Genomic DNA, 12,370 nt, shown 5'->3' with positions numbered 1-12,370 from the left:
CCGGGGCGGTGGCGGCGACGCGTCCCGACCCCCACGGAGGGCGCGATCGCTACCACGCACCCGGCATGATCGGGAGCAGGACACGCCGCGACCCAGAAGTTTCACTCTGCAACGTCTTCCCCACCCGTCACAATTGCCCCTATTCTCGCCACGTCGCGCCCGACCTTCACCGGTGGGGAAGCCGGTGGCGGGCGCAGAGAAAGCTGGTGTACCCGTGACGAGCTCCCCCGGAGGACTCTCCGACCCCAAGTTCCTGACCATCGCCGAGGTCGCCGCCGTGATGCGGGTCTCCAAGATGACCGTCTACCGCCTCGTGCACGGGGGCGAGCTGCCCGCGGTTCGCGTCGGCCGCTCGTTCCGGGTCACCGAGGACGCCGTCGACGACTACCTGCGCAAGTCCTTCTACGACGCCGGCTGACCCGCGCGCCGCCGTCCAGCGCCGGAGGTCGATTCCGCGCCGCTCGGGTCGGGCGGATAGGCTCTGCTGGTCGCCGGGACCTCCCGGTGTCCCGTCGTACACAGAAGTTGGATGGACTCGTGGGTTCTGTCATCAAGAAGCGCCGTAAGCGCATGGCGAAGAAGAAGCACCGCAAGCTGCTGAAGAAGACGCGGGTGCAGCGCCGCAAGCTCGGCAAGTAACGCCCGGTCATGGCCGGCGACCGCGTCGTGCTCGTCACCGGGGTCTCTCGTGACCTCGGCCGACGGTGCGCGCGTGCTCTCGCCGACCTCCCGGACGTGCGACGCGTCATCGGCGTCGACGTCGTCCCCCCGCGGGGCGACGTCGGCGACATGTCGTTCGTGCGCGCCGACATCCGCAACCCGGTCATCGCCAAGGTCATCGCCAAGGAGGACGTCGACACCGTCGTCCACATGAGCGTGATCGCGACGCCGGGCAGTGCGGGCGGGCGCAACACGATGAAGGAGCTCAACGTCATCGGGACGATGCAGCTCCTCGCGGCCTGCCAGAAGTCCCCGAAGGTCACGCGCCTGGTGGTCAAGTCCACGACCACCGTCTACGGCGCGAGCAACCGCGACCCCGCGATGTTCACCGAGGACATGGAGCCCCGGCGCGCCCCGCGGGCCGGCTACGCCAAGGACGTCGCGGAGGTCGAGGGCTACGTCCGCGGCTTCGCGCGTCGGCGCCCCGACTGCGACGTCGCGCTGCTGCGCTGCGCCAACGTCATCGGCCCCCACGTCGTCAGCCCGATCACGTCCTACTTCCGGCTCCCGGTCATCCCGACCGTGCTCGGCTTCGACGCGCGGCTGCAGTTCCTGCACGAGGACGACCTCGTGCGGGTGCTCGAGCACGCCGTCACCACCCGCACGGCCGGCACCTTCAACCTCGCCGGCGACGGCGTCCTGATGCTCTCCCAGGCGCTGCGGCGCCTGCAGCGCCCCGCCGTGCCGATGCCCGGCGTCGGGGTCGGCGCGCTGGGGTCGCTGCTGCGCTCGGCGCGGATGGCCGACTTCTCCCCCGAGCAGCAGGCCTTCCTCACCTACGGCCGCGGCGTCGACACCACCCTGATGCGCGAGGTGCTCGGCTTCGAGCCGCGCTTCACCACCGCCGAGGCCTTCGCCGACTTCGCCTCCGGCCTGCCGCCCACCGGCGGCCGGGCCGAGCGCCTGGTCGGCCAGGTCGCCGAGCGGCTGCCCACCACCGCCACCCTCGAGGCGCCGCGGACCCCGGTCGCCGCCGTCGAGGAGCCGCCGCTGCGCTCGGTCACCGCCCTGCCCGTCGGCCACGGCCGGCGCCGTCCCGCACGGGGAGGTGGCTCGCGTGGGTGACGCCGAGATCATCCCCATCGGCACCCGCGGCCGTCCCGGTCGCGGGTCGGGCCGCAAGCCGTCCTCGGCCTCGCGCTCGCTCGCCCCGGGCGCCAAGCGCCCCTCCGCGCGCCCCGACACCGAGGCCGCCCCGGCTCCGGACGCCGCCGCCGAGGCGCCGACGACGGTCCCCCCGACCCCGAGCGAGGACGCCGGCGTCGCGGCGTCGTCGCCCCCGGTCGAGCCGCCCGCCGACTCCCCGGCGGCCGCCCTCGCGGCCCCGGCCGAGCCGCCGCCCGCCCGCACCGAGGAGCGCCACCCGCTGGCGGGCATCCCGGTGCAGGACTGGCTCGCGGCGTTCCAGCAGGGCGCGATGGAGGTCTTCGGCGAGCAGTGGGAGCCGCGGCTGGCCCACTTCCTGGCCTTCCTGCGCCGCCGCCTCACCGGCGAGTACGTCGTCGACGAGTACGGCTTCGACCCCGAGCTCACCCAGAAGCTCCTGCTGGCCACGCTGCGGCCCATCGCCCGGACGTGGTTCCGCATCGAGGTGCGCGGGGTCGAGAACATCCCCACCACCGGCGGGGCGCTCGTGGTCTCCAACCACTCCGGCACCATCCCGGTCGACGGCCTGATGACGATGGTGATGATCCACGACACCACCGGCCGCCACCTGCGCGCGCTGGGGGCCGACCTGGTCTTCAAGATGCCGGTCGTCTCGTCGCTGGCCCGTCGCGGCGGCGCCACCCTGGCCTGCCAGGAGGACGCCGAGAGGATGCTGCGCGACGGCGAGCTCGTGGGCGTGTGGCCCGAGGGGTTCAAGGGCATCGGCAAGCCCTACGCCGAGCGGTACAAGCTGCAGCGCTTCGGTCGCGGCGGCTTCGTGTCGGCGGCCCTGCGCACCGGGGTGCCGATCATCCCGCTCTCGGTCGTCGGCGCGGAGGAGATCTATCCGCTGGTCGGCAACATCCCGGCGCTCGCCCGCCTGCTCGGGGTGCCCTACATCCCCATCACGCCGCTGTTCCCGTGGCTGGGTCCGCTCGGCCTGGTCCCGCTGCCCTCGAAGTGGCTGCTGGAGTTCGGTGAGCCGGTGCGCACCGACGAGTACGAGGACGGGGCGGCCGACGACCCGATGCTGGTCTTCGACGTCACCGACCAGGTGCGCGAGAGCATCCAGCAGACGCTGTACCGGCTGCTCATGCAGCGCGAGTCCGTCTTCCGCTGAGGCCCACCGACGCCGGCGGGCGCCGGACGTCGCGGCGGGGTCAGTCGATCAGGCCGGTGTCGCCGAGTCCGCGGCCGCCGCGGTCGCGCAGGTCCTCGATCGACTCGGTGACCCCCTCGATGATCTCCTCCACCGGGTCGGTGACGGAGTCGACCAGGCCCTTGACGCCGTCGCGGACCGTGGAGGGCGTGTCGTCGTTCGGGGCCTGCGGCGGGTCGGGGAGGTCCAGCGACGGCGTCTGCGGGTCGTTGTCGACCGGCGGCACGACGTCCGCGGGCGGGATCGCGTCGGGGGTGCCCGCGAGGTGCGGCGCGGTCGGACCCACGCTGGGCTCGGGGGCGCTCGCCGGGGGCACGCTGGCGCCGTCGAGGGCGTCGGTGGCGCCCTGGAGGCTGGTGAAGGCCGGGGACGTGATGATCGGCAGGCTGCTGCACGCCGGGCACACCGAGGCCGCGGTGGCATCGATCTCGGAGACGGTCGTGGCCGCGGTGATCAGCGCCGGCCGGGCCTCGGCGGGCACCAGCGACTGCAGCCGCTCGAGCTCGGCGACGCTGTCGGCGGCGAAGTCGCGCAACTGCTGGATCGAGTCCGCGCGGCCGTCGGCCGCGAAGTCGTCGAGCAGCAGGTCCGAGGCCTGGTCGAACTGCGCGGTGAAGTCGTCGAGCGTGCGGGCGATGTCGGCGCCGTCGCCGCCCTCGCGGGCCAGCGCCGAGACCTCGGCGAGCCGGTCGCCGGCGTTCTCGAGCAGCAGCGTGCCGCGGACGTCGTCGGAGCGCAGGCCGGTCTCGATGTTCTCGATCGCCCGCTTGAGCGGGTAGAGCGCGTCGCCGGGCAGCGCGGACTGGGCCGCGACCGCCATCGAGGAGGCCGCGCTGACCAGGGCGAACCCGCCCACGGCCACGGCCAGACGACGCTCGCGGCGCCGGTCGGGCACGCGCGCCACGGCGGGTGCCGGCGCTGCCGCGGCGGGCAGGGTCTCGGCGGCGGCCGCCATCAGGCGGGCGCGCAGGTCGCGGACGAACTCCGGTCGCGCCTCGTGCGGCTCGGCCGCCCGGCGCAGGGCCCCGACGGTGACGAGGAGGTCGGCGTCGCGGCTCGCCCGGAGACCGTCGGTCGAGCCGTGCTCGACCAGGCGGTGGAACTCCTCAGCGCGGCGTCGCGCCGTCATGGCGGGCTTCATCCGATCCGTCCTCGTCCGTGGTGTCGGGGGGTCGAACGGGACAACGAGGAGGAGGGGGTGCAGGTTACGGTGGTGTGCGACCGGTCTCGCAGCGCGGGCCCGGCAGCCGTGCGGGACGGGGTCGGGGGCGTCGTCAGGGCGGCCATCAGTCGCGCATCCCCTCGGGCATCAGCTTGGCGAGGTTGCGCACCCCGCGCAGCTGCAGCTGCTTCACCGCGCCGTCGCTGCGGCCGAGCACGGCGGCGGTCTCGGCGATCGACATCCCCTGCAGGAACCGCATCACGAGGCAGTCGCGCTGCTCGTCGGGGAGCTTGGTGAGCGCCTCGAGCAGCAGCTCGTTGGTGAGCCCGGCCAGCACCACGGTCTCGGGGCCGTCGGTGGCGTCGTCGTGGGCGCCCATGTCCTCGGTGGTGAGCTCGAGGCGGGTGCGGCCGGCCTTGAAGTGGTCGGCGGCGAGGTTGCGCGCGATCGTCATCAGCCAGGCGCCGAAGTCGCGGCCCTGCCAACGGAAGCTGGTCATGTTGCGCAGCGCGCGGAAGAACGTCTCCGAGGTGAGGTCCTCGGCCAGCTGCACCGAGCGGGTGCGGTAGAAGAGGAACCGGTAGACCGAGCCCTGGTAGTGGTCGTAGAGGGCGCCGAAGGCGTCGGCGTCGCCGCCGCGGGCCAGCTCCACGAGGGCGATCAGGCGGGTGCGCTCCTCCTCGCACTCCTCCGAGGAGGTCGCGAGGCCGGCGTCGCCGTAGTCCGGGCCGCCGCGGTCGCCGGTCCCGGCGCCGGCGGTCTCGAGCCGGTGGCTCCAGTGGTCGGGCATCGCGGTCATGGCGAGCATCCCGCCGCCCGCGACCACCGGCGTCGTGGGCGCCAGAGCCGTCAGGGCGCGCGCGACCGCGACCCGCAGGGCGTCCCAGCCCGTCGGGTGCTCGGAGCCGAAGGGCCCCTGCTCGTGCCGCGTCATCCGACCGCGCCTCCCCTGGGCCCGGCGGGCCCTGGCGGCATCCTACGGTTCCCCCGGGGGTACCGGGAAGGAAACGACGAAGTCGGTCTCCGGTGTGCGCGTCCGGCCGCCCCGGACCGGTCAGGGACGACGTCGGCCCCGCACCGCCAGCGCGGCGGCCACCGCGCCCCCGGCCGCACCGGCCAGGGTGCTGGCCACCAGCCCGGCGCGGGCCGCCTTGCGCCCGGTGCGGTAGTCGCGGATCCGCCAGCCCTGGGCGCGGGCGTGCGCGCGCAGCCGGGCGTCGGGGTTGATCGCGCACGGGTCGCCGACCAGGCCCAGCATCGGGAGGTCGTTGACGGAGTCGGAGTAGGCCGAGCACCGCGCCAGGTCGAGGCCCTCGCGCGCCGCGAGCGCCCGGATCGCCTCGGCCTTGGCCGGCCCGTGCAGCAGGTCGCCCACCAGCCGCCCGGTGTAGACGCCGTCCTCGACCTCGCTCACGGTGCCCATCGCGCCGGTGAGCCCGAGGCGTCGCGCGATGATCCGGGCGATCTCGATGGGGGCCGCGGTCACGAGCCAGACCCGGTGCCCCTGGTCGAGGTGCAGCTGGGCGAGCGCCCGGGTGCCGGGCCAGATCCGGTGCGCCATCGCCTCGTCGAAGATCTCCTCGCCGAGCTCCTCGAGCTCGGTGACGGTGTGTCCGGCGATGAAGCCCAGGGCGGAGTTGCGGGTCTCGGCGATGTGGTCGGGATCCTCCACGCCCGCGATGCGGAAGTAGGCCTGCATCCACATCGCCGTGAGCAGGTCCTTGGTGGTGAAGAAGTCGCGGCGGTGCAGCCCGCGGGCGAGGTGGAAGATCGAGGCGCCCTGCATGACGGTGTTGTCGACGTCGAAGAACGCCGCGACCGCCGGGTCGGCGGGCCCGGTCAGCGCGGTCTCGACCTCCGCCGCCGCGGCCGCGGCCTCCCCGGCCAGCACCGAGCGGCGCTGGAGGTCGGGGGCACGACGCGGCTTGTCCGGGGACGGCATGGCGCCACAGTAGTGCCGTGGGGGTGCGGAGGTCGGCGTCGTGGCCCGCGGCGCCCGCCGGTCACGAGCCCGGTCACGAGGCCGGTCACTAGGCTGGTCCGGTGAGTCCGTCTGCGTCGCCGCGCGTCCGCGTCTACTCCCGCACCGGCTGCCACCTGTGCGAGGTCGCGCTCGAGGTGGTGGCGGCGGTGTGCGCTGCGACGGGCGAGACCTTCGAGGTGGTCGACATCGACGCCGACCCCGAGCTGCGCGAGCGCTTCACCGACGAGGTGCCGGTCACGTTCGTCGACGGCCGCCAGCACGACTTCTGGCGGGTCGACCCCGACCGCCTGCGCGCCGCGCTGGGGCGCTGACGCCGCCGCGTCCCGCCCCGAACGGCCCCGAACGGCCCCGAACGGCATCGCCCGGGGCCGCCCGGCCGCGAGATCCCGCCCGGCGGGGTGAGCAGGACCCGCCTCGCGCAGCCCCCGCCACGGTGTGGTACACGCGGCGTCGCTGCCGTTTTGTTCCCACGTTCACAAACTCCTAGAGTGAAGGGGTCGGCCTGGCCGGGATCCTCACTGCGGTCCGTCTGAGTCGCCGGCTGGAGAGAAGACCTGTGAGCGCACGGATGTCGAGCCGGACCGGGAGCCGGACGTCAGCCCGGTCCTCGAACCGGGACGCGGAGCCGAGCCGCGAGATCCCCGAGGCCACCGTCGCCCGTCTGCCGGTCTACCTGCGCGCGCTCACGGGCCTGGTCGACGCCGGCATCCGCACCTGCTCCAGCGAGGACCTCGCCACCGCGGCCGGTGTCAACAGCGCCAAGCTGCGCAAGGACCTCTCCTACCTCGGCTCCTACGGCACCCGCGGGGTCGGCTACGACGTCGACTACCTGCGCTACCAGATCGCCCGCGAGATCGGCGTCACCCACGACTGGTCGGTCGTCATCGTCGGGATCGGCAACCTCGGGCACGCCCTGGCCAACTACTCCGGCTTCCGCAGCCGCGGGTTCCGCGTCGTCGCCCTGCTCGACGCCGACCCCAGCCGGACCGGCGAGACCGTCGCCGGCATCGAGGTGCGCGCCTTCGACGAGCTCGAGCAGATCGTGGCCACCGACGACGTCGCCATCGGCGTGATCGCCACGCCCGCGGGCGCTGCCCAGGATGTGGCCGACCGCATGGTCGCCTGCGGGATCACCTCGATCCTGAACTTCGCACCGGGGGTCATCTCGGTGCCCGACGGCGTCGACGTGCGCAAGGTCGACCTGTCGATCGAGCTGCAGATCCTCGCCTACCACGAGCAGCGGAAGGCGAACGCAGGATGAGCGTGCTGGTGGTGGGGCTGTCCCACAACACGGCCCCCGTGGCGCTGCTCGAGCGGGCCTCCCTCGACCGCGACGGCGTGCACAAGCTCGTGCACGACACCCTCGCCGGGGTGCACGTCAGCGAGGCGGCGGTCATCGCCACGTGCAACCGCGTGGAGATCTACGCCGAGGTCGACCGCTTCCACGGCAGCGTCGAGGCCCTCTCGCGGCTGCTGCTCGAGCGCACCGGCGGCGCCACCGACGCCCTGCTGCCCCACCTCTACGTCCACTACGACGACGGCGCCGTCGCCCACCTGTTCAAGGTCGTGGCGGGCCTGGACTCCATGGCGATCGGCGAGGGCCAGATCCTGGGCCAGACCCGCGACGCCCTGCGGCTCGGGCAGGAGGTCGGGTCGGTCGGCCCGGCGCTGAACACCCTGTTCCAGCAGGCGCTGCGCGTGGGCAAGCGGGCCCGCGCCGAGACCGACATCGACCGCGTCGCCCCGAGCCTGGTCAGCGCCGGCCTGGAGCGCTCCACCGAGGCGCTCGGCGCGGTGTCCGGCGCGCGCGTCACCGTCGTCGGCGCCGGCGCGATGGCCGGTCTGGCCGTGGCCACCGTGAGCCGCATGGGGGCGGGCGAGATCGTGATCGTCAACCGCTCGCCCGAGCGCGCGCAGCGGCTGGCGGCCGAGTACGGCGGCCGGGTGCTGCCGATGACCGACCTCGAGGCCGCGATCGCCGGCGCCGACATCCTGCTCACCTGCAGCGGCGCCACCGGCGCGCTGGTCTCCGCCGACCTCGTCGCCCGCGCCCGTGCGCAGGCCACCGGACCGCTCGCGATCGTCGACGTCGCCCTGCCGCACGACGTCGAGCCCGGCGTCGGCGAGCTGCCCGGCGTCACCCTCGTGGGGCTGGCCGACCTCGCCGGCACGATCGGGGAGTCCGAGGCCGGCGCCGAGATCGAGCTGGTGCGGGGGATCGTCGCCGAGGAGGTCACCGCCTTCCTGGCCGCCCGCCGCTCGGCCAGCGTCGCCCCCACCGTCGTCGCGCGGCGCTCGATGGCGACCTCCGTGGTCGACGCCGAGCTCGCCCGCCTCGAGGGCCGGCTGCCCGATCTCGACGACGCCGCGCGCGCCGAGATCCGCCAGGCCGTGCGCCGGGTGGCCGACAAGCTGCTCCACGAGCCCACGGTCCGGGTCAAGGAGCTCGCCAACGAGCAGGGGGCGATCTCCTACGAGCGTGCGCTCGCCGAGCTCTTCGCGCTCGATCCCGACGCCGTCTCCGCCGTCACCCGCCCCGGCGGCGCCACCGGGGGAGGGGTCTCGTGAGCGAGCGCCCCCTGCGCATCGGCACCCGCGCCAGCGCCCTGGCCACCACCCAGTCCGGCCACGTCGCCGACGCCGTGCGGGCCCGGCTGGGCCGCGAGGTCGAGCTGGTCGAGATCACCACCGACGGCGACCGCTCCCAGGCCGCCGGCACCTCGCTGGTCGGCTCGGCCACCGGCGTGTTCGTCGGGGCCCTGCGCGAGGCGCTGCACGACGGTCGGGTCGACATCGCCGTGCACTCCCTCAAGGACCTGCCCACCGCCCCCGCCCCGGGCCTGGTCGTGGCCGCGATCCCGCCGCGCGAGGACCCGCGCGACGTCGTGGTCGCCCGCGACGGCCTGACCCTCGGCGAGCTGCCCGTCGGCTCGCGCGTGGGCACCGGCTCCCCGCGCCGGGTGTCGCAGCTGCACGCGCTCGGCCTGGGCCTGGAGCTGGTGCCGGTGCGCGGCAACGTCGACACCCGCATCGCGAAGGTGCGCGACGGCGAGCTCGACGCCGTCGTCCTGGCGCGGGCGGGCCTGGCCCGACTGGGTCGCGCCGAGGAGGCCACCGAGGTGCTCGACCCGCTGCAGGTGCTGCCCGCCCCCGGGCAGGGCGCCCTGGCGATCGAGTGCCGCGCCGACGACGACCTCGCCACGGCCCTGGCCGTGCTGGACGACCCCGCCACCCGCGCCGCGGTGGAGGCGGAACGAGCCGTGCTCGCCACCCTCGAGGGGGGCTGCTCCGCACCGATCGGGGCGCTCGCCGAGGTCGTGGAGGGCGAGGACGGCGATGAGCTGTGGGTGCGCGCGATCGCGCTCTCCCGTGACGGGGCGCTGTCGGTGCGGATGTCCGCCTCCGGCGCCCCCGCCGACGCCGCCGGCGTCGGCATCCGTCTGGCGGGCGAGATGCTCGCCGACGGCGCAGGACAGTTGGAAACCGAGGAATAGGGTGCAGAACCGATGACGCGTGCAACGACCGCCGACGCCAGCCTGACCGCCGCCGAGCGGGTGGCCAGGGCGTGGGTCTCGTTCGTGGGCAGCGGCCCCGGCGACCCCGACCTGCTCACCGTGCGGGCCGTGGAGCTGCTGCGCCGCGCCGACGTGGTGATCACCGAGTCGCCCGAGCACACCGAGCTCGTGCGGGCGCTGGTGCCCGGCGAGGCCGGCCCCGAGCTGGTCGACGGCGGCTTCGGTGAGGACGGCCAGCCGCTCACCCACGCCGCCCGGGCCAAGGTCGTGGTCAAGCAGGCCAAGCGCGGACTCCACGTCGTGCGCCTGCTCACCGGCGACCCCTTCCTCTACGCCTCCGGGCCCGAGGAGGCCCAGGCCTGCGCCAAGGGCGGGATCGGCTTCGAGATCGTGCCGGGCGTCTCCTCGGTGGCCGCGGTGCCGGCCTACGCCGGGATCCCGCTCACCACCAAGGACCACCGCGAGATCACCGTGATCACCTGCGGCGACGCCGCCGCCTCGCGCATCGACTGGGCGCGCCACGCCGGTGACGACACCCTGGTGCTGCTCTCGGCGGTCGGGCAGATCGGCGACATCGCCGCCGCGCTGATGGCGGCCGGTCGGCCCGCCGACACCCCCGTCGCGATGACCCGCGTGGGCACCAGCACCGAGCAGCAGAGCGTGGCCTCCACCCTGGAGCACATCGTCGCCGACGCCCGGGCCGCACGGATGTCGCCGCCGGCGATCACCGTCATCGGCCACGTCGTCGACCTGCGCACCACGCTGTCGTGGTTCGAGACCAAGCCGCTGTTCGGCTGGAAGGTGCTCGTGCCGCGCACCAAGGACCAGGCGGCGTCGCTGTCGCTGGGCCTGCGCGGCCACGGCGCCGTGCCGGTGGAGGTGCCCACGATCTCGGTCGAGCCCCCGCGCAACCCCCAGCAGATGGACAAGGCCGTGCGCGGCTTGGTCGAGGGTCGCTACGAGTGGATCGCCTTCACCTCGGTCAACGCCGTCAAGGCGGTGCGGGAGAAGTTCGAGGAGTACGGCCTGGACGCCCGCGCCTTCTCCGGGCTCAAGATCGCCGCGGTGGGCGAGAAGACCGCCGCTGCGATCGCCGACTGGGGCCTGCGCGCCGACCTCGTGCCGAGCGGGGAGCAGTCCGCCGCCGGTCTGCTGGCCGACTGGCCGGAGTACGACGAGCTGCTCGACCCCATCAACCGGGTGTTCCTGCCGCGCGCCGACATCGCCACCGAGACCCTGGTGGCCGGCCTCATCGAGCTGGGCTGGGAGTGCGACGACGTCACCGCCTACCGCACCGTGCGGGCCGCCCCGCCGCCGGCGCCGGTGCGGGACGCGATCAAGACCGGCAAGTTCGACGCCGTCGTGTTCACCTCCTCCTCCACCGTGCGCAACCTGGTCGGCATCGCCGGCAAGCCGCACCCCTCCACCGTGATCGCGGTGATCGGTCCGGCCACCGCCAAGACCGCCGAGGAGCACGGCCTGCGGGTCGACGTCATGGCCCCCAAGCCCGACGTCGAGGTGCTCGTCGACGCCCTGGCCGACTTCGGTGCCGCGCGCCGGTCCGCGCTGGTCGAGGCCGGTGAGCCCGTGACCAAGCCGTCGGACCGCAAGCCCAGCAGCCGTCGGCGGGCCTCGTCGCGATGACCGGACCGGGGCCGGTCGGGGCGGGTCCGCGCATCCGGCCCCGCCGGCTGCGCGCCACCCCGGCCCTGCGTCGGCTGGTCTCGGAGACGTCCTTCGAGGCCCGGCAGCTGGTGCTGCCGGTCTTCGTCGCCGAGGGGCTCACCACCCCCCGACCGATCTCCTCGATGCCGGGCGTCGTGCAGCACACTCGCGACTCGCTGCGCGCGGCCGCCGTGGAGGCCGCGGAGCTGGGTCTGGGCGGGCTGATGATCTTCGGGGTGCCGGCCAGCAAGGACGCGGTCGGCTCCGGTGCCGTGGACCCCGAGGGGATCCTCAACGTCGCGATCGCCGACGTCGTCGCCGAGGTCGGCGACGCGCTGCCGGTGATGGCCGACCTGTGCCTGGACGAGTTCACCGACCACGGCCACTGCGGCGTGCTCACCGACGCCGGCGAGGTCGACAACGACGCCACCCTGGCCATCTACGCCGAGATGGCCCTGGCCCAGGCCCGCGCCGGGGTCCGGCTCGTCGGTCCCAGCGGCATGATGGACGGCCAGGTGCGGGTCATCCGCGACGCCCTCGACGCCGCCGGCCACCACGACGTCGCCGTGCTCGCCTACGCCGCGAAGTACGCCTCGGCGTTCTACGGACCGTTCCGCGAGGCGGTCGACTCCTCGCTGCAGGGCGATCGCCGCACCTACCAGCAGGATCCCGCCAACGCCCGCGAGGGTGTGCGCGAGGCCCTGCTCGACGTCGCCGAGGGGGCGGACCTGGTGATGGTCAAGCCCGCCCTGGCCTACCTCGACGTGCTGCGCCAGGTGCGCGACGCCGTGCCGGTGCCCGTGGCGGCCTACAACATCTCGGGCGAGTACGCGATGGTCGAGGCCGCCGCCGCCAACGGCTGGATCGACCGTGAGGCCGCGCTGATGGAGACCCTGCTCGCCATCCGTCGGGCCGGTGCCGACGTGATCCTCACCTACTGGGCCGCCGAGGCCGCCCGCCTCCTGGCCCGCTGATCCACGTCGCAACACGCGACAAGTGCAGCGCCGGGCTAGCGAGGG

The 12,370-nt window shown here is 74.4% G+C and carries 13 protein-coding genes; 10 read left to right on the top strand and 3 right to left on the bottom strand.

Translation table 11 applies throughout. The features are described from left to right. The first annotated feature begins 214 nt into the window (after positions 1-214). The 4 genes from ACERUJ_RS13690 (at position 215) to ACERUJ_RS13675 (ending at position 2,986) form a co-directional block, all read left to right on the top strand. Complete coding sequence (locus ACERUJ_RS13690; RefSeq protein WP_370249193.1) at positions 215-418, top strand: helix-turn-helix domain-containing protein; 204 nt, start codon at positions 215-217, stop codon at positions 416-418. Between the two features lie 119 nt (positions 419-537). Next, positions 538-639 (top strand): 30S ribosomal protein bS22, encoded by a 102-nt coding sequence (locus ACERUJ_RS13685; protein WP_008356322.1) that lies wholly within the window; start codon positions 538-540, stop codon positions 637-639. 9 nt (positions 640-648) lie between these two features. Then, the gene (locus ACERUJ_RS13680) at positions 649-1,785 is read left to right on the top strand and encodes an NAD-dependent epimerase/dehydratase family protein (RefSeq protein WP_370249192.1); all 1,137 of its coding nucleotides are present in this window, start codon (positions 649-651) and stop codon (positions 1,783-1,785) included. Continuing rightward, positions 1,778-2,986, top strand: a complete 1,209-nt coding sequence (locus ACERUJ_RS13675; protein ID WP_370249191.1) for a lysophospholipid acyltransferase family protein — start codon at positions 1,778-1,780, stop codon at positions 2,984-2,986. The genes ACERUJ_RS13680 and ACERUJ_RS13675 overlap by 8 nt, the downstream gene beginning before the upstream one ends. A 40-nt stretch (positions 2,987-3,026) precedes the next feature. Here ACERUJ_RS13675 and ACERUJ_RS13670 read toward each other — a convergent pair whose 3' ends face one another. The 3 genes from ACERUJ_RS13670 to ACERUJ_RS13660 form a co-directional block, all read right to left on the bottom strand. Continuing rightward, positions 3,027-4,166, bottom strand: a complete 1,140-nt coding sequence (locus tag ACERUJ_RS13670) for a DUF5667 domain-containing protein (protein WP_370249190.1) — start codon at positions 4,164-4,166, stop codon at positions 3,027-3,029. A 145-nt stretch (positions 4,167-4,311) separates the two neighbouring features. Beyond that, positions 4,312-5,121: a sigma-70 family RNA polymerase sigma factor gene (locus tag ACERUJ_RS13665; protein ID WP_370249189.1), complete on the bottom strand. Its 810-nt coding sequence runs from the start codon at positions 5,119-5,121 to the stop codon at positions 4,312-4,314. 120 nt (positions 5,122-5,241) lie between these two features. Then, entirely contained in the window at positions 5,242-6,129 is an 888-nt protein-coding gene (locus ACERUJ_RS13660; RefSeq protein ID WP_370249187.1) for an HAD family hydrolase, read from the bottom strand. Positions 6,130-6,230: 101 nt separating this feature from the next. On the opposite strand from ACERUJ_RS13660, the gene ACERUJ_RS13655 reads away from it, so the two are divergent. From ACERUJ_RS13655 to hemB, 6 genes are all read left to right on the top strand, one after another. After that, positions 6,231-6,482: a glutaredoxin family protein gene (locus tag ACERUJ_RS13655; RefSeq protein ID WP_370249186.1), complete on the top strand. Its 252-nt coding sequence runs from the start codon at positions 6,231-6,233 to the stop codon at positions 6,480-6,482. A gap of 257 nt (positions 6,483-6,739) precedes the next feature. After that, the gene (locus tag ACERUJ_RS13650; RefSeq protein ID WP_370249185.1) at positions 6,740-7,432 is read left to right on the top strand and encodes a redox-sensing transcriptional repressor Rex; all 693 of its coding nucleotides are present in this window, start codon (positions 6,740-6,742) and stop codon (positions 7,430-7,432) included. Beyond that, a complete protein-coding gene (locus tag ACERUJ_RS13645) occupies positions 7,429-8,739 on the top strand; it encodes a glutamyl-tRNA reductase (RefSeq protein WP_370249183.1) in 1,311 nt (436 codons plus the stop codon). Before ACERUJ_RS13650 ends, ACERUJ_RS13645 begins: the two co-directional genes overlap by 4 nt. Further along, positions 8,736-9,665: a hydroxymethylbilane synthase gene (hemC, locus tag ACERUJ_RS13640; protein WP_370249182.1), complete on the top strand. Its 930-nt coding sequence runs from the start codon at positions 8,736-8,738 to the stop codon at positions 9,663-9,665. The genes ACERUJ_RS13645 and hemC overlap by 4 nt, the downstream gene beginning before the upstream one ends. A gap of 12 nt (positions 9,666-9,677) precedes the next feature. Next, positions 9,678-11,330, top strand: coding sequence for a uroporphyrinogen-III C-methyltransferase (cobA, locus tag ACERUJ_RS13635; protein ID WP_370249180.1), 1,653 nt, complete (start codon positions 9,678-9,680; stop codon positions 11,328-11,330). After that, the gene (gene hemB, locus ACERUJ_RS13630) at positions 11,327-12,325 is read left to right on the top strand and encodes a porphobilinogen synthase (protein ID WP_370249179.1); all 999 of its coding nucleotides are present in this window, start codon (positions 11,327-11,329) and stop codon (positions 12,323-12,325) included. Before cobA ends, hemB begins: the two co-directional genes overlap by 4 nt. The last annotated feature ends 45 nt before the right edge of the window (positions 12,326-12,370 follow it).

The organism is Nocardioides sp. (assembly GCF_964228225.1).
In the GTDB taxonomy this organism is placed as follows: Bacteria; Actinomycetota; Actinomycetes; order Propionibacteriales; family Nocardioidaceae; genus Nocardioides.
Note: the sequence above shows the minus strand (reverse complement) of the source record. Positions and strands in the feature narration are given on the sequence as shown.